At 31.2% G+C, this 20,519-nt stretch carries 17 protein-coding genes; 4 read left to right on the forward strand and 13 right to left on the reverse strand.

The genetic code is table 11. From position 1 onward, the window contains the following. Window positions 1–38 precede the first annotated feature (38 nt). The 6 genes from EV195_RS01325 to EV195_RS01350 are packed head-to-tail and all read right to left on the reverse strand — an operon-like array spanning window position 39 to window position 7,046. Window positions 39–1,427, reverse strand: coding sequence for a mannosyltransferase (locus EV195_RS01325; RefSeq protein WP_132791832.1), 1,389 nt, complete (start codon window positions 1,425–1,427; stop codon window positions 39–41). Further along, on the reverse strand, window positions 1,427–2,917 hold the full coding sequence (locus tag EV195_RS01330; RefSeq protein WP_132791835.1) for a cellulose synthase family protein: 1,491 nt from the start codon (window positions 2,915–2,917) through the stop codon (window positions 1,427–1,429). The genes EV195_RS01325 and EV195_RS01330 overlap by 1 nt, the downstream gene beginning before the upstream one ends. Then, window positions 2,917–3,609: a glycosyltransferase family 2 protein gene (locus EV195_RS01335; protein WP_132791838.1), complete on the reverse strand. Its 693-nt coding sequence runs from the start codon at window positions 3,607–3,609 to the stop codon at window positions 2,917–2,919. Before EV195_RS01335 ends, EV195_RS01330 begins: the two co-directional genes overlap by 1 nt. A 3-nt stretch (window positions 3,610–3,612) precedes the next feature. Then, on the reverse strand, window positions 3,613–4,095 hold the full coding sequence (locus tag EV195_RS01340; protein ID WP_132791840.1) for a toxin-antitoxin system YwqK family antitoxin: 483 nt from the start codon (window positions 4,093–4,095) through the stop codon (window positions 3,613–3,615). After that, complete coding sequence (locus EV195_RS01345) at window positions 4,085–5,689, reverse strand: 4Fe-4S binding protein (RefSeq protein WP_132791842.1); 1,605 nt, start codon at window positions 5,687–5,689, stop codon at window positions 4,085–4,087. The genes EV195_RS01340 and EV195_RS01345 overlap by 11 nt, the downstream gene beginning before the upstream one ends. A 13-nt stretch (window positions 5,690–5,702) precedes the next feature. Further along, window positions 5,703–7,046, reverse strand: a complete 1,344-nt coding sequence (locus EV195_RS01350; RefSeq protein ID WP_132791845.1) for an NAD(P)/FAD-dependent oxidoreductase — start codon at window positions 7,044–7,046, stop codon at window positions 5,703–5,705. Window positions 7,047–7,207: 161 nt separating this feature from the next. Between EV195_RS01350 and EV195_RS01355 the strand changes: the two genes are divergently transcribed. The 4 genes from EV195_RS01355 to EV195_RS01370 all read left to right on the forward strand — a co-directional run bounded on the left by EV195_RS01355 (window position 7,208) and on the right by EV195_RS01370 (window position 13,513). Then, window positions 7,208–8,083 (forward strand): hypothetical protein, encoded by an 876-nt coding sequence (locus EV195_RS01355; protein ID WP_132791847.1) that lies wholly within the window; start codon window positions 7,208–7,210, stop codon window positions 8,081–8,083. A 47-nt stretch (window positions 8,084–8,130) separates the two neighbouring features. Then, window positions 8,131–9,132: a glycoside hydrolase family 113 gene (locus tag EV195_RS01360; RefSeq protein ID WP_132791849.1), complete on the forward strand. Its 1,002-nt coding sequence runs from the start codon at window positions 8,131–8,133 to the stop codon at window positions 9,130–9,132. Between the two features lie 82 nt (window positions 9,133–9,214). After that, the gene (locus EV195_RS01365; RefSeq protein WP_243693043.1) at window positions 9,215–10,408 is read left to right on the forward strand and encodes a BamA/TamA family outer membrane protein; all 1,194 of its coding nucleotides are present in this window, start codon (window positions 9,215–9,217) and stop codon (window positions 10,406–10,408) included. 579 nt (window positions 10,409–10,987) lie between these two features. Next, window positions 10,988–13,513 (forward strand): T9SS type A sorting domain-containing protein, encoded by a 2,526-nt coding sequence (locus tag EV195_RS01370; protein WP_132791854.1) that lies wholly within the window; start codon window positions 10,988–10,990, stop codon window positions 13,511–13,513. Between the two features lie 83 nt (window positions 13,514–13,596). Here EV195_RS01370 and EV195_RS01375 read toward each other — a convergent pair whose 3' ends face one another. From EV195_RS01375 to EV195_RS01405, 7 genes are all read right to left on the reverse strand, one after another. Further along, entirely contained in the window at window positions 13,597–15,684 is a 2,088-nt protein-coding gene (locus EV195_RS01375) for a S46 family peptidase (protein ID WP_132791856.1), read from the reverse strand. A 321-nt stretch (window positions 15,685–16,005) separates the two neighbouring features. Then, window positions 16,006–16,890, reverse strand: a complete 885-nt coding sequence (locus tag EV195_RS01380; protein ID WP_132791859.1) for a sterol desaturase family protein — start codon at window positions 16,888–16,890, stop codon at window positions 16,006–16,008. Window positions 16,891–16,993: 103 nt separating this feature from the next. Further along, window positions 16,994–17,773 (reverse strand): DUF2262 domain-containing protein, encoded by a 780-nt coding sequence (locus EV195_RS01385; RefSeq protein WP_132791862.1) that lies wholly within the window; start codon window positions 17,771–17,773, stop codon window positions 16,994–16,996. 94 nt (window positions 17,774–17,867) lie between these two features. Then, window positions 17,868–18,692 (reverse strand): NAD(P)H-binding protein, encoded by an 825-nt coding sequence (locus EV195_RS01390; protein WP_132791864.1) that lies wholly within the window; start codon window positions 18,690–18,692, stop codon window positions 17,868–17,870. 13 nt (window positions 18,693–18,705) lie between these two features. After that, window positions 18,706–19,185: an anthrone oxygenase family protein gene (locus tag EV195_RS01395; protein ID WP_132791866.1), complete on the reverse strand. Its 480-nt coding sequence runs from the start codon at window positions 19,183–19,185 to the stop codon at window positions 18,706–18,708. After that, window positions 19,182–19,574 (reverse strand): hypothetical protein, encoded by a 393-nt coding sequence (locus EV195_RS01400; protein ID WP_132791868.1) that lies wholly within the window; start codon window positions 19,572–19,574, stop codon window positions 19,182–19,184. Before EV195_RS01400 ends, EV195_RS01395 begins: the two co-directional genes overlap by 4 nt. A gap of 89 nt (window positions 19,575–19,663) precedes the next feature. Continuing rightward, window positions 19,664–20,518, reverse strand: coding sequence for a helix-turn-helix domain-containing protein (locus EV195_RS01405; protein WP_132791871.1), 855 nt, complete (start codon window positions 20,516–20,518; stop codon window positions 19,664–19,666). Window position 20,519 lies beyond the last annotated feature (1 nt).

Here is a 20,519-nt window from a genome sequence, read left to right on the forward strand (position 1 = left end):
TTGGAAGGAGAGATTTATACTATATATTTGTTTTGTGGTTATAAACCACTTTCTTTTTCTTTTTCATAGCAATTTTTCCCACTCAATTTTTGAGTGGGTTTTTTTATTTCATATAGTAAAAAGCTATAGACTATTAAATACTCAATTGAAACAAACCATAAGTTTTCTTTCCAAGGAGAATTAGCATACGCTTGATAGCTTAAAATAATAACAAAAGACCAAATTAAAGGATAATTATACCTAGTAAAGATTGATAAAACAACCAATGTAGCTAAATACCAAGGATGCATAGTAGTAGTTGTAAAGTAATAAAAAGAAAGCACCAATAGCATTGAAGTAATAATCTCTTGAACGGAATTGTTTCTTCTCTTTATACTTATATATACTAGAAAAATAATGGTTAAAAAGGGCGCTATTTTACCTATGATAGCAATCTCGTTATAACCTCTAAACAAATATCCTACTTCTCTTAAAATATAGTAAAAGCTAGCATTAAATTCGAAAGATCTAAACCATAAACCAACAGAGTCACTGTAGCTTTTTATTAAAAGTTTTGATAGAAATGGCAAAAATAGAATTAGTGTTGTACTTAGGACAATTACATAAAATAATAACAGTTTGCTAATGTTTTTTTCCCAATCAAGCTTGCCTTTTTTTAATAAAAATCTTTTTATAAATATTGGGAGTAATAGAAGTGGTATCAATTTTACACTGATTGAAAATGCCAGCATAAAAGCTGCTAAAACCCATTTTTTTCTTTGAAAAAGATATAGCGATACTATTAAAAAGAAGAGCATTACAGGTTCAAAATGTAAATTACCCGAAAGTTCTATAATTATAAAAGGATTCAGAGCGTATAAAAAAATCCTCTTTTTAGGTAAGCCAATTTTTTCAAGCAGTTTTGCGCCAAAATATATAATACCAATATCAGCTAAAATGATTTGTATTCTAAATACTATGGCTGCACCTAAAATAGAAGTGCCTGAAAATAAAGCGGCTATATAAAAACAAAACTGATTCAATGGAGGATAGTTGGTGTAATGACTTCCATTCATAGGTCCCATTCCCGCATAAAGTTCTTCAGCTTGGTCAATTAAATGGAAACCATCTTCTATAAACGTTTGAGGTAAAAAAATGTAAGGATTTAATCCTTCAAAAATCATTCTTCCGTCCCAAATAAACCGATAAAAATCTTGTGATAAATTAGGGATTGCAAGCAAGAATATCAATCTGAAAAGTACTGCTATTATAGCTAAGCTCTTGAAAGAATAATTTTTGTTAACTATGAATAAATAACATAAAAATAAACCAGTCCAAATAGTTGTTAGTTTCCAAAAAGAAGTTCTTTCTAAGTGATATGCAAAAAGGTAATAAAGTACACAAGAAATTACAGTTACAGTTATGAAAGAATACTTCTTGTTAATCATTACGCTTTTGAAAAAACAGATTTAAAGAAAACGTAACTAAAGCCAATAAATAACATCAAATGAAAAGGAAATAGTCCAAAGTCACCACCTTGATCACCAACAATAAAAGCACTGTATAAACCAAAAGCAAAGTATAAGGCTAAAATTCCTTCAATAATAACATTTAAAGAAGGTCTTTTTTTAATATACTTATTGTTTTTCCAGCTATCTTTTAATGATTTTATGTTGAATTTAGGTGTACGTACAAATTCACTTTTTTTACCAAAATGACCTTCCAAAACAGCAATAGTATTATGTAAAGAGAATCCCATTGCAATAGAAAAGAACGTAAAAAAGGCACCTATATATTTTATAAAACTAACGATTCCTCCCCCAAAAGTTCTTTTATACATAAACCAGTAACATATAAAAAATATAACAGTACTAGTTACAAAGAAACTCATAATAAGAAAATAAATTCTTAAATGAGCATATTCGTTTTTAATATATAACATAGGAATACTTAACACACCCATTAAGAACACACAAGTAAACATAGAACTATTTAAAAGGTGTAGTACACTATGAATTTTAGTTTTTAAGTTTACATTCTTGCTAGTAATGATTCTCATCAACATTTTCTGAAAGTTTTCAGCACCACCTTTATTCCATCTAAATTGTTGCGATCTTGCAGCACTAATAACAACAGGAAGTTCCGCAGGAGTAACAACATCCTCAAGATATTTAAACTTCCATTTTTTTAGCTGTGCTCTATAACTTAAGTCTAGATCTTCAGTTAAAGTATCACCTTCCCAGTTTCCTGCATCGATAATACATTCTTTACGCCAAATCCCAGCAGTACCATTAAAGTTGATAAAATGACCTTTACTATTTCGTCCAACTTGTTCTAAAGAGAAGTGAGCGTCTAAAGCAAAAGCCTGCACTTTAGTTAATGTAGAATAATCTCTATTTATATGTCCCCAACGCGTTTGTACAACACCAATTTCAGGGTTTTTAAAATAGATAACAGTTTTTTCTAACCAGCAAGGTTTTGGTAAAAAATCAGCATCAAAAATGGCTATAAACTCACCTTTAGCAAATTTTAATCCTTCTTTTAAGGCACCAGCTTTAAACCCAATTCTGTTTTCTCTCCTAATATGTTGTATATCTAAACCAGTTTCTTGAAGTCTTTTTATATGAGCCGCAGTAGTTTCTACAGATTCATCAGTAGAATCATCTAAAACTTGAATCTCTAGCTTTTCTCTTGGATATCTTAACTCAGCAATATTATCTAACAATCGTTCCATAACATACAATTCATTATACACAGGTAATTGAATTGTTACAAACGGAACTTCTTCTTCTTTAGATAAATCAAAAGTTTCAGATTGATCTGCTTTTTTTCTTGAAGATAAATAATTGAATAATAAATTCAATTGAGCTAACGCGTACATAAAAACCAGCAGTAATGAAATGCTGTAGAGACTAATAATAATGTATTCGAGAATCATTATTTAAAACTGTATTTAAAGATCCAACTTAAAATTTTTACGCCCGCAAATATAGTTCCTTTTACGGTACCTGAAACCTTAGAAACGCCAATTCTATTTCTATATTTTACGGGTATTTCTGTGTAAGTAAATTTTCTTTTTATTGCCTTTAATTGCATTTCAACAGTCCACCCATATGTTTTATCCTCCATTTCTAATGCTAACAATTTCTCGTATTTTATAGCTCTAAACGGACCTAAATCGGTAAATTTTGCACCAAAAAATAACTTCATCAAAAAAGTAGCTAACCAATTACCAAATACTTGTTGTGGAGTCATTGATCCTTTTTCACGTAGTCGTTTTACTCTAGAACCAATTACAAAATCGATGTTATCATTTAGTATTGGAGCGACGATTTCGGTAAGTTGTTCAGGATAATCAGAATAATCGCCATCCAAGAAAACGATAATATCAGGCTTTGTTTCTTGATTAGCAGCGTGTTCCATTCCTCTTAAGCAAGCATACCCGTAACCTTTTCTGTTTTCTTTTAGTACAGTGGCTCCAGCATTTTTAGCATTTAGCTCGGTTTTATCAGTAGAATTGTTACTAACAACAATAACTTCATCTACATTTTTAGGAATATCATTAATTACTTTAGCAATTGAGTCTTCCTCATTATATGCTGGAATAATAACTTTAATAATGGGTTCCATGTACTATTTTAAATCGTTCAGATTATTCTCTTTTCTAAAAGAAGAAAAATCTTTCCACTCTTTTATTTTTTTTCCGTTTTTAAATTTTGAAGCTTTCACTAGTTTTTGGTTTTTATAAATAAGACAATAACCATTTTTTTCATTGTCTTTAAGTTGGCATTTATGATTGATGTTTCCATCATCTCCATAAAACATCCACCAATTATTTTTTAACCCTTTTATAAAGTGACCTTCTTTATTTTTGGACGAATTTCGGTTGTAAAAGTACCAATATTTATCTCTTAGACCATTGCTAAAATGCCCTTTCTCTTTAATATTACCATTTTGATAATAAAAGGTCCAGTAATCTTGTTTTTCGTTATTTTCTAACCATCCTTCAGCTTTGATTTTCCCATTATCAAAAAATATTTTTTGATATTTTTTTTGAGCAAGACTGTAAGAAAAGATAAATAACAGAAAAACAGTAGCTTTAAGTCTATTTTTCATTCATTAATTCTAATAAATCAACATCGTTTCCTAATAAAACTTGAGTTGGATTAATTCTACCTTTTTCAGGTCCGTTTTCAAGTTTTAAAACTCCTCTTGGACATACTGCAGAACAAACTCCACAACCTACACAACTAGCACGAACAATATTCTCCCCTTTTTGTGCATAAGAGCGAACATCAATTCCTTGTTCACAATAGGTAGAACAGTTTCCGCAAGAAATACATTGTCCACCATTTGTTGTAATTCTGAATCTTGATTTGAAACGTTGTACTAATCCCATATACGCAGCTAACGGACATCCAAAACGACACCAAACTCGGTTTCCTAAAATTGGGTAGAAACCTGTTCCAATAACTCCAGAGAATATTGATCCGATAAAGAATCCGTAACTGCTTTGAATATCATAAGCAGATAAACCAAATACAACTTCTTTCCAACTTTCTATTTCAGCAAAATAGGTGTATAGAGTTAAAGCGGTCATTAATGTAGCAAATACTAAAACTCCATGAATTAACCAACGTTCAACTTTCCAAGAGAATAATGATTTACTTGATAATTGACGATAGGGATCTCCTAAAGTTTCGGCTAAACCACCACAACCACAAACCCAAGAACAGTACCAACGTTTCCCATAGAAATATACCATTACCGGTACAATAACTAATGTTAAAAGTATTCCCCAAACTAGCATAAATATTCCTAGGTTTCCGCTTCCAATTAAATTATTGATGTTCCAATCAAAGAAGAACGTATAGTTTAAAGGCCAAGCATTTTTAAAGTCGAACCAAGGCTGGTTAAAAGCCACTAAAATTTCTGGAATCAAAAAAGCAAAAGCAATCTGAAAAAAAAGAACAACTGCTGTTCTTACAATTTGATAATTATTATGGCGATATTTTATGAACATACGAACAGCAAAAACTGTCATTACCGCACAATACATAAATCCATATAAAAACCACTGGCTAGAATCGTTGCCACTTAATCCTTTACTAATTCCGTTTACTGATAAAATTGGATTTATTAAGTAGTTTGGAAAGAAGTATAATAACATGTAGAATCCTACAAAGAAAACAAATGCTACCATTCCAAGAATTCCTCTATTAGTTGCTGAGTGCTGAAAAATTCCATTATTCTTTATTCCAGGAGGTCCTAATAATTGGTAATCTGCCCCAAAGTATACCAAACCACCAAGAATAGCAAATCCAAAAGTTACTAAAAAGAACAATCCAATGTTATTAGCTACCCATCCAGTTGCAGAAGCTCGAGCTAATGGATACACAAAATCTTTATAGGTTTTGTTCCATTTAATCCAAATAATTTTTTCCCACGCAATTTCTTGTTGGCTTTTATGATATTCATTGGATTTTTTAGCATTTTCAATTAGAATGCTAGTTAATTGAGCAGTGCTCAATTCTTTACCAACGATTTCTTTTTTAGCATTTTCTATAAAATATTCACTTTTAACTTGTTGAGAAGCCCAAGAATTAAAAGCCTCTTCATTTACCTTATTCTTACCTGTAAAAATGCTTGCTGTAAAAATGGCGAATCCAATTAAACTGATTACAAGGCCTATATTTTTAACTACTTTCATTGTATTCTACTTTTTATGCTTTGCTAAATATGCGTTTCCAACTTTTCTTTTTTACCTTAATATTTGTTCCATGCTCCTTATTGAATTTTGCAACAATTTCTTGTTCGTGTTGTTTGTAAAATTCTGGATCAAAATTAGCATCAGCTAAATGTGCAAGTACATGATTTACAGATTTTTTTTCGGTTAATACGTTATCGAAAAACTCATGACGCATTCTAATTCCAAAAGTGTTTATACCTATAAACTCTTTAGACTCTTTATCAAAGTTTATGTGGATAGCTTTTTTACCATCTTTATATTGCCAGAAGAAACGAGCTTCATTTTCTCTAGGTTTCGCCCAAACCCAACCATAGGTTTGATATTCTATATCAATAAATTTCGCAGAATTAAACCAATGTCCGGGTTTATATTCGGTTGGGTTATCACAAATAGTTTGTGCAACAGTTTCTCCCATCATTCTTCCCGTATACCAAACCGCTTCAATCGGTCTTCTTTGTCCAATAGCATCTCTTTGTTCAGCACAGTCACCAATAGCGTAAATGTCTTTAATATTTGTTTCTAAAGAACGGTTTACAAGCACTCCACGATTTGTTTCAATATTTGAACTCTTTACAAATTCTATGTTTGGAGAAACACCAGCGGTTAACCCAACAACATTACATTCAATTTCTTCACCAGTTTCAGTAATAATAATCGATTTAACCTGCCCTTTTTCGTCCGATTTAATTTCTTTTAGATTCACTCCCAAACGTAAATCAATATGATTGTCAAGAATTTCTTTATTAATCATTTCTGATTCTTGCTCTGGTAAAACTCCATTCCAAAAACTATTTTCTCTAACCAAAAAAGTTACCGGAATATTTCTACTATGAAGCATTTCTGCCAATTCAATTCCAATTAATCCACCACCTACAATTACTGCACGTTTACACATTTTGTTGTTAGGAGCATACTTTTCTAATTTTTCTAAATCCTGTTTATGGTACATTCCCATAACGCCTTCTAAATCTTGACCAGGCCAACCAAATTTATTAGGCTTAGAACCCGTTGCAATGATTAATTTATCATATGGAAATGATTCGTTATTTTCTAGAATTAAACATTTATTTTCAGTATCAATACTGTTGACACGAGCCTGTTTTAATTCGATGTTGTTTTTACTCCAAAACCAATCTTCATAAGGTTTGGTATTTTCAAACTTCATGTGTCCCATGTAAATGTACATGAGCGCTGTTCTAGAAAAGAAGTGAGGTGTTTCAGAAGAGATAATGGTAATTTTTTTGTCGGAAAGCTTTCGGATATGGCGTGCAGCCGTAACTCCAGAAATTCCATTACCAATAATAACGATGTGTTCCATGTTTTTGAGAATTGCTTATGCTTATGTCGATACAAAAGATAAGAATTTACGTTTGTTATTAATTTAGAACTATTTTAAATAGTAAAAGAAGAAAAATAAAAATGTAATTGAAGATAATTCTGTTCGACTTAGCAGGTGACTTTTTAAATACTATATAACAAATGAAAAGAATTTCTATTTTAATAGCACTAATGCTATTTAATATTACTTTATTTTCTCAGGAAGAGGAAAAAGAACAAAAAAACAATCTACAAGTATTTACTCCTTCAAAATTATTAAACAAGGGACAGTGGGATATTAAATGGTTTAATGGTTTATATACGCAAATTAAGCAGACAGGAGCTAGCAATAGTGATTCAGGAGATATTGCACGACAAAATTTTTTCACATCAACTTTAGAAGTATTTACGGGTATTTCAGATAATAACAGAATAAATGTAGGAGGAATTATCGAATTCCGCTCAAATACATTTGGAGGAAGACAAGCACTTTCAGTATTTAGTTTAGAAGATACCAATTCAGATAGAAAAGGAATTTCATCGATTGCTCCTTCTGTTAAAATTCAACCTTTTGAAAACATTGGAAATTTCTCTATTCAGAGTGCAATTCATATTCCATTATTAGAAAGTGGAGATGAGCAAAATGCAGAAGGATTTTTAGATCAGACTGCATGGTCTTTTCAAAACAGATTTTTTTACGATTATACCTTTGCTAGCGGAAAATGGCAGTTGTTTACAGAGTTAAATACTGAGTATGGTTTTGGAGACGATAAAAGTTTTGCAAATAATACGTTCTTAGTAGTTCCGGGTGCATTTATAAGTTACTTTCCAACTCAAGAAGCTACTGTATTAGCATTTGCGCAACATTCACAACGTTTTGGAGATTTTGAACAAGACAATACTTCATTAGGATTTGGAGGGAAATATCAGCTTACAGATGTGTTAAATATTGAAGTATTATACAGTAATATAGTTAGAGGATATAACTTTCAGGGACTTGGAGAAACTTATAGCTTAGGACTAAGAGCTTTATTTTAAGATTATTTTACTGGAAGAAAATGATTCTTAATCGTTATTTTTAACGTATGAGAGTTAAATTATTTATCGTACTATTTGGTTTTTCATTTTTCTTTTCTTGTAATAGTCAGAAGAAAAAGATAAACGGATTAAGTTTTGTAGCCTCATCAGAAGCTATAAATGATAAGCATATACAACCCGTAAAAAAGGCATCAGCAAATTATGTTTCGCTGATGCCTTTCGGATTTATAAGAGATTTGTCATCGCCCAACATACGATTTAACGCAACTAGGCAATGGTTTGGTGAAAAAAAAGAAGGAATTAAGCAGTATGCAACGAGCTTTTCTGAACAACAAATTGAAGTAATGCTTAAACCTCAAATTTGGGTTTCTAGAGGCGAGTTTACAGGGTATATAGAAATGAAATCTGAAGAACAATGGCAACAACTAGAGAATACCTATACACAGTTTATTTTAGAGTTTGCCGAAGTAGCTCAAGAGATTAAAGCGCCTATTTTTTGTATCGGAACAGAGTTAGAAAAGTTTGTGATTAATAGACCTAAGTATTGGATGAATCTAATCAAAGAAATACGTAAAGTTTACAAAGGAAAACTAACATATGCAGCAAATTGGGATGAGTTCAAGAGAGTACCTTTTTGGCAAGAATTAGATTATATCGGTGTAGATGCTTATTTTCCATTGAGCGATCAAAAAACGCCAACAGTTCAAGAGTTTGAAGATGGATGGCAATCACATAAAAAGGTGATATCTGAAATTCAAAATAAATTTAAAAAACCAGTGTTATTTACAGAGTTTGGATACAGAAGTGTTTTTTATACAGGAAAAGAACCTTGGAAATCAGACCGAATAAAAGGAGAAGTAGATTTAGTTGGACAGTTAAACGCGACACAAGCAATCTATAATCAGTTTTGGAAAGAAGATTGGTTTGCTGGTGGTTTTTTATGGAAATGGTTTCATGATCATGAAGAAGTTGGAGGAGAAAACAATAATAGATTTACACCCCAAAATAAACCAGTAGAAAAATTAATTCAAAAATTATATGCCCAATAGCGTGCTTCTCAAACATATTTTTAAAAAAATAATATTTACTTTTTGTTTGCTCGCTTTCCTGAGTGTAAAAGCTCAAGTGAAAATGGTGTATGATGTCAAAATAAAAGGTGTAAAAAAAACGAATCCTACATTCATAAAAAAGTTATTAGAGACCAAATCGGGAAGGGTTTTAGACTCTTTAACTCTTGAAAAAGACATCACAACTCTAAAAAGATTGCCTGGAGTATCGCATGCTTATTATCAAGTTTTTCACTCACACGATAATTTATATAATGTATTTGTATACATTCAAGAAAACTTTACCATCATTCCTGAATTAGGTTTTTGGACAACAACAAACAACCAGTTTGCCTATAAAATAGGAGTGTATGAGTATAATTTTTTAGGAAGAAATATTGCTATCGGAGGGTTTTACCAGAATAATGGATACAATACCTATTCTTTTAATGTTAGAGCACCTAATTTGTTTACTAGAAAACTAGGTTTGGCTTTTACACACCAAAATTGGAAGAGCGAAGAACCTTTATTTTTTGATAATCAATCTGCTAACTATTTATATAATAATATTTCCACAGAAATTTTAGGTTTGTATCAAATAGATTTTAATCATCATTTAACTTTTGGGATTAATTACTTTCAAGAGAAATACGAGTACTTACGTGGAGCTACAAGTCCTAATGTTCCGCAAAATTTAAAAGTTGATAAAATTCTTTATAAGCTATTATATAATTATGAAGATTTGGAGTATTACTATCATTATTTAGACGGTTTTAAAAACATCTTATACCTTCAGTATGTTACTTCTGAAAACGACTTTCAAGATCAGTTTGTTATTGCTTGGAACGACTTTTTTTACTTCGATAGAATTGGTAAAAAAGGAAATTGGGCAAATAGATTGCGAATTGGTTTTGCTTCGAATAACGAATCACCTTTTGCTCCGTTTGCATTAGATAACAATATAAATTTAAGAGGTGTTGGAATTATAGTAGATAGAGGAACTGCGAGTATCGTTTATAATACAGAATACCGACATACTTTATACGATAAAAAGTGGTTTGCTTTACAAGCTAATGCTTTTATAGATGCTGGAACATGGAGACAACCAGGAGGAGAAATTAATGACTTTTGGGAAGATCGAAATATTCAATTATTCTCAGGTGTTGGTTTACGATTTATCAATAAAAAAATATATAATGCTATTTTTAGAATTGATTATGGCTTCAGTCTAAGGAATAATACTAAAGGATTAGTTTTTGGTATTGGGCAGTACTTTTAATTTATTTAAAGCACATGCTTATTAAACGTGTAAAAGGGTGTTTTTCCTGAGGATTTTCCCTGTTTTTTCTGGTTTACAGTTTTTTATATGTAGAGATTTTGTACTTTCTCTTTATAATTAAATAAACACCCCCCAGTTTATGAAAACGCTTAAATTTAACAGAGCAATGTTACGCTCTACTTCTATTTTGGTAACAATTCCTGTGATATCACAGGATAAATCTAATGAAATAAGGAAAATAATATCCAAGTTCCTATGGAAAGAAAAGAAAAATAATTTTGTTTAATGATTTTTTAATCAAACAGAACTTTTCTTCAAATCAAAACATTCTAAGCTCCCTAAAAAAATAACCTTCTAAAGGAGCGTATAGGGATAGCGATTTTATTAAATATCAACGTTTGAAACACCGACTGGATTCCGTGGTAGTTAAGTGGGTTTTTAGCTGTAAATAACAGATAATCAAACACTATCGGTGGTATATGTAATAATTCTGAACACAATGTAATGTGGAAATCCACAAATACTTGTGTAAAGAGTTTAATAATTTAATGTACATCTAACAATAAACACCCCCAGTTTATGAAAACTCTAAAGCCAAAGAGAGTGGTATTCCGCTTTACTACTATTTTATTTTTTATTTTATTAAAAGTTTCTGCGTTCCCACAGGACATACCTAGAAACATAAAAGAAATTTTGTCTAACCCTTATAAAAAAGAAGGGAAAAAGGTCTTTTTCAAGGACATTGTCGCCGAAGCTGATTTATTTTTTAAGCGAAAACATTCAAATCGTTCAAAAAGAGAACTTGCTGAAGGTGAATTTCGAGATGGTGATTTTGTGAAATATCAACGCTGGAAACACTTTTGGAAGTACCGATTAAAAGATGATGGTAGCTTAGGTGATATAAGTTACAAGGAGTCTGATAATCAATTTTCAAGGCGTGCATCATGTGATGATTCAGCTTTTAATGTAGCTTGGAAAGAAACGAATTACAATGGTAATTTTGGATATCAAATTGATATGGGCCGTGTTAGCAGTATTGGCTTTCATCCTAAAGATCCTAATACATTTTATGTTGGTGCTGCCTTTGGTGGCCTATGGAAAACTTCAGATGGAGGAAATTCTTACCAAAATATTAATGATAATCTTCCACACGCTGCAGTTTCAGATATTATTGTGAATTCTGAAAACCCTAACAGAATTTTTATTTCTTTGAGTGATATTGTTTGGTACGGTCCACCATCTATTGGAGTATTTCAATCTTTAGATGGAGGTCAAAAATTTTTACCAACAAGTTTATCATTTAGTTTATCAGAAGGTGTTAGAATATATGAAATGGAAGTAAATCCTAATAATCCTGCAGAGTTTTTAGTAGCTACTTCTGTTGGTTTATTTAGAACAACAGATTATTTTGATACTATAACTAAAGTTATTGATGCAGATGTTAGAGCAGTAAAATACAGTTTAAATAGTAATAATGTTTATGTAGGAGGATTTAATGGGCAATACTATTTGAGTACAGATTCAGGACAGTCGTTTAATTTTCACCAGGATTTTGGAAACGGACAGGTAAGAATTACTGTTTCTAGTGTGCCTAATTCAGGATACGTTGCAATTACCAATAGTAATAGATTAAACATATCATCAAATCACGGAATGAGCTTTACTTCTAAAACATTACCAGAATCTAATTGTGTAGTATCTTTTGCAAACAATAGTGACTCGAATATAGTTGTAGGTAATTTTGATTGTTATGCCTCTTCGGATTATGGTCATACGTTTTATCCGACTTCTGATTGGTTGGGACATTCAGGATTGCCTATTGTACATGTAGATCAAAGAAACATTTATACCAATCCATTACAAAGTGATTATGTTTATTATTGTAATGACGGCGGTGTGTTTAGATATTCCCTGTCAGATAAGCGTTTTGCTAATTTATCTTCAGATTTATTTATAACACAATATTATGATATAGCCGTTTCTCAGTCAGATCCAAATGTACTTGGTGCTGGTTCACAAGATAATGGAAGTATGACCAGAAATTCCAATGGAAGATGGCAAAGTTATGCGCCAACTGGTGATGGAATGGGACAAGAAATAGACCCTAATAACCCAAATAGGCGGTATTTTTCATATCAATATGGAGGTTTAAGACGATGGGATTCAGGCATTGTTACAAATATTGCTCCTGAAGGAGAAGACGGAAAAGGTGATTGGGAAACTCCTTTTAAATTAGACCCAAATAATTCGGATCGAATAATTATTGGTTATCAAAATGTGTATGCATCTGATGATAATGGGGATAATTGGTATATTATAGGAAATAGTGTAAGTCCTCATGGAGATTTAAACCAAATAGCCATAGCCAAGACAAACTCTAATAAAATATACGCTACAAAAAATCATTTTTTTTATAAGAAAAATGAGTCAAACAATACTTGGATAGAATATACTACACCATCTCATCAAAGTATTACAGATTTAGAGGTGCATCCAACAAATTCAAATATTGTTTATATATCTTATGCTGGATATAGTGAGAACAAGAAAGTATATAAATCAATTGATGGAGGTTTGACTTGGGAAAATATATCGTATAACTTACCTAATTTACCAGTTTTTTCAATAGAAGTATATGACACAATTCCAGGTTTAGTATTTCTAGGAACGTGTAATGGAGTTTATTATTTAGAGCCAGATGGTACCGAATGGAAAAAAATGGGATGTTTGCCTAATACTGCTGTAAACGATATAGAGATTCAATATTTGAACGGAGATAAAATATTTATAGGAACACATGGAAGAGGTATTTTTGAAGCTTCTTTAGCTCCGTTAAACACCTCGTTAAGTACTGATAAAGAAGAGTTATCTCAGTTTACTATATATCCAAATCCAACACAAGGCGTTCTTAATTTTGATACTGCCATAGATATAGATAGAGTAGTAGTGTATGATCTTCATGGGAGAAAACTTATATATAAGCTGAGTAAACAAGAAAATCAAGAAATTAAAAATATTGATATCTCTGGTTTTAGTAGCGGAATTTATTTAGTTGAGTTAAGAAAAGAGAATTTAAAAGCGGTTAGAAAAATAATTTTAGAATAGTATTCTTTAGCTAAGAATATAAAAAAGCCACATTGAGAAAATAATGTGGCTTTTGTTTTTTATAAAATGTTATTTGATAGTTGCTACTTTTTAGGATGTACCAATTTCATTTCATCAATTAAATGTTTTGCTCCTGCATATTTATCAATAATGAATAATACATATCTAACATCTACCATAATGTTTCTACATATCTCAGGATCGTAATTCATATCGCTCATTGTTCCTTCCCAAACACGATCAAAGTTTAATCCAACTAAGTTTCCTTTTGCATCAATTGCTGGACTTCCAGAGTTTCCTCCGGTAGTATGATTTGTTCCTAAAAAACAAACTGGAACTTTTCCGTTTTTATCTGCATACTGACCGTAATCTTTTGTTTTGTACAAATCTCGTAGCTTTTGCGGAACATCAAACTCGTAATCACCAGGAACGTACTTTTCAATAACTCCATCTAAATAACTTACAGGATTATAATAAACAGCATCTCTCGGAGAATATCCACGAACTTGACCGTAAGTAACACGTAAAGTGCTATTAGCATCTGGGAAATAACGAGCATTTGGTAAAGCTTCCATTAATGCTTTCATGTATTGTTTTTGTAACGCTACAATTGGTTGATTTTTTTGTTGAAACTCAGGATTTATTTGAGCGTAAAATTCTTGAATCATAGGTTTAGCATACGCGTACGCTGGGTCGTTATTTAGTTTCTTAACAACTTCTTCAGGAGTACCTTCTAACAATTGTAACGCTTTGTCTAAATCTGTAAAGCTTGTGGTTTCATAAATAGAAGCATCAGCATTTTTATTGTAATATGGCATTACATTTTTAAAAACACCTTTATCTACACTAACATCATAATTTTTATGAATACCTTTTAGTCTTCCAATCAAAGAGGATTTAACTTTATCAAAAAGTTCAGGTTTGTTATTAGCCGCCATTTCCAGTTCAAAAGCTCTAAAAGTCATCTGCATTAATTCATTTGTAACTAAAAATATTTCAATGAAATTTCTTCGTTTAATGTTAATACTAGCAAAATCGTTATACAACTTTTCAAACTCCGGTAAGATGTTTCCATACTTTCCTTCAAGACCTTTCTCTTTTAAAGCTTTTTTGAAGATTTCTTCAAATTCAATTCGTTGTTGAATCGCATTACTTTTTTGAATTCCTAAGTTTTCACCAATCCATTTTTTCCATGAATTTGCAATTCTAGCTTGTTTAGATGCATATTTAATTCTAACAGCGTCGCTAGCCTTCATTTGAGCATCAATTTCTTTTAAAGCAGCTTCTCTAATAGCGATATTACTTGGATTGAATTCTTGGGTGATATGTTTAATTGCTGTTGCTGGTAAGTATTCGTTTGTACGTCCAGGAAAACCAAAAACCATAGTAAAATCACCTTCTTCAACACCGTCTAAAGAAACTGGTAAGAAGTGTTTTGGTTTGTAAGGAACATTGTCTTTATTGTATCTAGCAGGACGATTGTTTTTATCTGCATAAATTCTGAATAAAGAAAAATCTCCAGTATGTCTAGGGAAAACCCAGTTATCGGTATCACTACCAAATTTACCAATGCTTGTTGGAGGTGCACCAACTAAACGAATATCTTCAAAACGTTCGGTAACAAATAAGAAGTATTGGTTTCCTTTATAAAACGGACTTACTTTTACCAATTGCCAATCTTCTTTTTTAGTTGATGCTTTAATTCCGTTTATGTTTTTATCAATTGCAGATTGCTTTTCGCGTTCAGTCATTTCATCAGAAACACCAGCTAAAGTTTGTGTTGTAACATCTTCGATACGAACGATAAATTCAACATATAAATTGTTATTTGGTAATTCTTCGTTTAGATTCATTGCCCAAAAACCATCTTTTAAATAATCGTTTTCTAAAGATGAATGTGATTGAATTTGTCCAAAACCACAGTGGTGATTTGTTAATATTAATCCTTTTGAAGAAATTACTTCACTAGTACAACCACCATTAAAATGTCCGATGGCATCTTTTAAACTAGAGTTGTTTACGTCATAAATATCTTTTGCCGAAAGCTTACTTCCTAACGATTTCATTTCTTTTTCATTCATTCCTTTTAATAAAGAAGGAATCCACATACCACCTTGTTGTGCGGTAACTTGTACAAAAAGAAATAGGAATAAAAATTTTATATATTTCATCTGTTTGAAATTTTTTGATTTCTGAATGTTTAAAAAATTTGAATACATTCAGTAACTCACATTAATTTTAATCATTCTTTGCTTAAAATAAAATTAAGAAAATTAACGCTCGTTTCATCTGGTTTATTTGTTTATCGGATAAAGATACAAATAGCCAAATTATTTTTAATTATCATTTACATAACATGTAATAAAAGAGAGATGTCAACCTGAATTTATTTCAGGTTCCCATTATGAAAAGTAGTTTAGTAATATGGGATTCAGAACTAAATTCGGAATGACGTGAAAAATTATCTATATAACTTGATGTAAAGATTCAGATTATTTTTTGTTAAGAGGGTATAATTCTTGATTGATGAAGTCTTTAGGAAAGTGTTCATCTCCTTCAAAACCAATTTCAATGTCTCGTCCAGAATGAGGAATGTAATTTGTTTTGAAAAGATAATCCCATAAACTTAAAGTAATTCCGAAGTTTACACCATTTTTTCTATCTTCTGGAAGCTCTTTAGCATGATGCCAAATATGCATTTTAGGATTGTTTAAAATGTACTTCAAAAATCCATAATCCCAATTGATATTCGCATGATTTAAATGCCCGATGGTAATATTAAAGAAATGAACAACAGCAACATCTTGAGCTGTAAATCCGCCCATTATAGCTAATGGAATATACTTCATAGAATTGTATACCACAGGTTCCATCCAATGATAACGAAGATGAGCAGCAAACCCCATTTGTTTCACGGAATGGTGTACTTTATGAAAATTCCATAAAAACTCATATTTGTGCAACAATGTATGTGTATACCATTGCACAAAATCAATAATAATAAAGAAGGTGAAAATACGCAACCAATATGGGAATGAGTTGATATCAAACAATTGAAAACTTGAAACAGACAAACCAATTAAACCTAAAACATCATTAAATAAAGCAGCAGCAGTATTCGATAATGCAATTAAAGCGATGAGGTTTAACAGGAAAAAATTGAAGAACATATAAAAGGTATCAAGCCAAAAATCTTTTCTAAAAGCAGGCTGATTTTTACGCCAAGGAAATGCAAGTTCTAATCCCCAAACTATTAGAGAGATTAAAATTAAGCCATAGAAATAATTCTCCCAATTCAATTTAAAAAGAACAGATTGTTTGATGTAATTCCAATAACCCTTGTAAGAATTTGAAATAATTTCAAAGTATTTTTCCATAGTACTAAGATACTGCTTTCAACGTTGTAATTTTTAGTTTGCTAAAGGTTGAGTCGTATAAGTTATTTTAGAATTACATTTTTACAAAAGCATTATTTAATAATTATCCGTTAATAGTTGCTTCACCTATTTCTCCATTCAGGTTACAAAATATACTAATATGATGCCCCCAGAAAGTACCACCATCTTTAAACCAAACATCAAAATCGCCATCTTCATGAAAAGTTATACTCTCAATAACAATTTTTTGTTTAAATTCCCTAGCGTTTAAAGGTTCTTCATTGTCACTAAGCCAACATTCATTTTTTGTTTCTAATAAATCTGATATGATTTTATTGATAAACTTTGTATGCCAACTTTCTTGGTTTTTAAAAAGTTCTACAGCATATTTTTCTATTTCAGAAGCTTCAACTGTTTCTACTGATAGGGATATTGAAATCTCACTATCAAGCCATTTCGTTGTTGTTTCAAACCAATTTAAGCCTCTATCAAGTATAAAATCTCCAAAATAGCTGCTTTTAAAAATAACCGGCTTTAATCTTTCTTGAAGTATTTTGTTTAGTTCATTATTTTTTGAATCAGTTTCAACAACGGAGAATAATTGTATTAAGTCTCTCTCATAATATGTTGTTTTTTCACCTTTAATTTTTACAATTGAAAGTGAATTTAAACCTTTAATTCTCTTGTTTTTGTCAGGAAAATCCTTAGATACTCTTATTTCTTCCTCAATTACTTCTCCTTCGTTATTTATATAGGCACAAAAATTAAAAGCTACAGTACAGCTATCTTTTTGATTAGAGGTTGAAGCTCCTAATTCGTCTATTAAGCCGATAAAAGTGTCGCCTTTGCTTGATTTAAAGAATGATTTTAGTTTAGAGAACATTTGTGTTAATTTTTATTGCACAAGATACTTCAATAAACCAAACAAACGCCTTGAGTATAAACTCAAGACGTTTTAAAAAGTAGTGTGTTTATTTTTATGGATTCCAAACACCTGTTTTTACAGTTTCTTCAGCATATTTAGTGAATGATGTAGCTTTTCTTCCTAAAACTCTTTCAATATCATGGGAAATTAATTGGTTATTCGGATTGGTTAACACATGACTGAATAAATATTCTATTAACCAAATAACATCTTCAGGAAGTTGCATTTGTCTCATTCCTGCTACATATTGATCTAACGTAATTGGTAAGAAGTTAAGTTCTCTTTTACTTACATTTCCGATAGTGGCTATAATGTCTTTAAACGTAATTAATTCTGGACCTGTAACTTCAATAATTTCACCGTTAAAATCATCATTTAATAAAACTTCAGTAGCTACTTCTGCAATATCATCAGCATCTACATAAGGAATTAAAACATCCGACATTGGTAAAGCAACATTTCCTGAAAGAATGGAGTCTAAAAAGAAACTTTCACTCCAATTTTGATTAAACCATGAAGCTCGTACTATTGTATAATCTAAACCTGAATTCGCAACAATTTGCTCACAAGCTTCAGCTTCAACTTCTCCTTTTCCAGATAAAAGAACTACTTTTTTTACACCTAATTCTTTGGCTAAAGTGGTTAAACTTTCAATAGATTCTTTGGCTCCAGGAATAGCCAAATCTGGATAATAGGTAACGTACATTCTTTCAATTCCTTCTAAAGATTTTACCCACGTATTTTTATCATTCCAATCAAAACTGGGTGTTGCATTTCTTGATCCGATTCGTGGTTCAATCCCTTTATTTTTTAATTGTTCTACTACTCGACGACCAGTTTTACCAGTTCCTCCGATAACTAAAATAGTTGTGTTCATAATTGTTTGTGTTTTATTTTTTTATAAAAATTGAGATAAGTAATAATAGGAATGAAATGAAACCACCAATGGTTCTGACGTTATGAAAGCCATTCCAATATCTTTCATAATAGTTTCTGAAACTTTTGAGTTGAGAGAGGTTTAATTCTTTAAGATTAAGACCGTCTAACTCATTGTTTAAAGGGACATTCCCAAAAGCTGTAAATCCGAAAGTTCCAACGGCGTATATAAGCATGGCAGATACTACTAACCAAAATGTAGGTTTATGATGAAACTGAGTTATTGAGTTGATGACTAAAAAAATTAAGCTTCCAAAGAATACTGCAAAGAATACAGGATTTAATATTTCTTTATTGATGCTTTGCATAGTTTCTAAGTAGGAGATATCAGTAATTTTTTTAGTTCCTGGAATAACTGAGACAGACCATGCAAAAAAGATTCCTGCAGATAAAGCAGTTAATACAACGGTTATAAAAAAGATGATCGTTTTCATGCTTGTTGTTTTTTAATAAAATAGTTACCAGAGTATGTTGCGATGCAATAGAATTCTACCATGAGGAGGTAAAACATAGGATCACTAAAAAATATAGCATAACTTCCACCAGCGGGAATAATAAACAAGGGAACCGTTACTAGTAAATCTAGAATTGCCGCAGTACTCATAAAAATCAATGCTAAGTTTGATGGAGTAATTTCCCCTTTTTTATAGTAAACGAAAGTTCCCAAACAAACAGCTGGAATAATCGCAAGAACCAGCGCAATGTTAGCTTGTATAGCTGGATTGCTCAAAACAGGAAACGAATAGGAAAGGAGGAAAGCCGCAACACCTACTATCCAAACCATAATAGCGGATAGAATTGCTCGTGTTATATTGTGAATCATAATGTTACTTTTTAATTATGATACAAAACTATAATGACTGTAAAACAGCTACTTATTCGAAAGGAATAATGATTTATTCGAAAAGAATTTTAGACTTGGCTTGGCCTGTAACCAAACTTTTTTTCAAAGGCATTTGAGAAAGATCCTAAACTATCATAACCAACTGCCCAAGCAGCTTCTTGAATTGTTTTATGTTCTTTTTTAATGAGGTTATAAGCTTTTTTTAATCGCTCATTTTGAAGATATTTAAAAACAGGAACTCCGAATTGCGCTTTGAATTCTTTTTTAAGTTTATTGGTATTCGTTCCTATTTTTTGAGCAAGTTCTGTTAAAGACGGAGGGTTTTCTAAATCAGCAAGTAATATTTCTTGTGCTAGATTTATTTTTTCTAATTGAGAGGTTTCTATTATGGTTGATTTTTGAGTGGCAAGTTGACCGAAATAATGAGATAACAATGCACTCATATGACTCTTATAAAACATCATTTTAATTCCGCCTTCATAAGAATTGTTGAAAAACTGTTCTACCAGAACAAACATTTCTGGCGTCATTTTAAAAACAGGACCTTCTACATAATGATCTTTTGGATGTACTAATTGAGATAAAAACTGTTCTAAGAATTCACCTTCGCCATTTGGAAGTTTATCTAGGTTTCTAACGGTAGTAGCAATTACCAAGCATTGTAATGGTTTTTCGTTAGAAACATGATGTTCAAAAGCAACATTTTCATCAGCATAAAAAGACAAAATCATTCCTTTAGTTTGCTGAAATTCTTTAGTCTTTCCATTGTATTTAACTTTCAATCCAACATCACCAGATCCGTAAAAAGCAATAGCAATAACAGGTTCATCAAAATAACAAGTATCGACGAGGTTTGTACTGTTAGTAGTTGCTTCTTCTAATAGAATTGTACAATCGTTTATGTCTATAATTTCACGGTTCATT

Source organism: Tenacibaculum skagerrakense, from assembly GCF_004345825.1.
GTDB classification, from domain to species: domain Bacteria; phylum Bacteroidota; class Bacteroidia; order Flavobacteriales; family Flavobacteriaceae; genus Polaribacter; species Polaribacter skagerrakensis.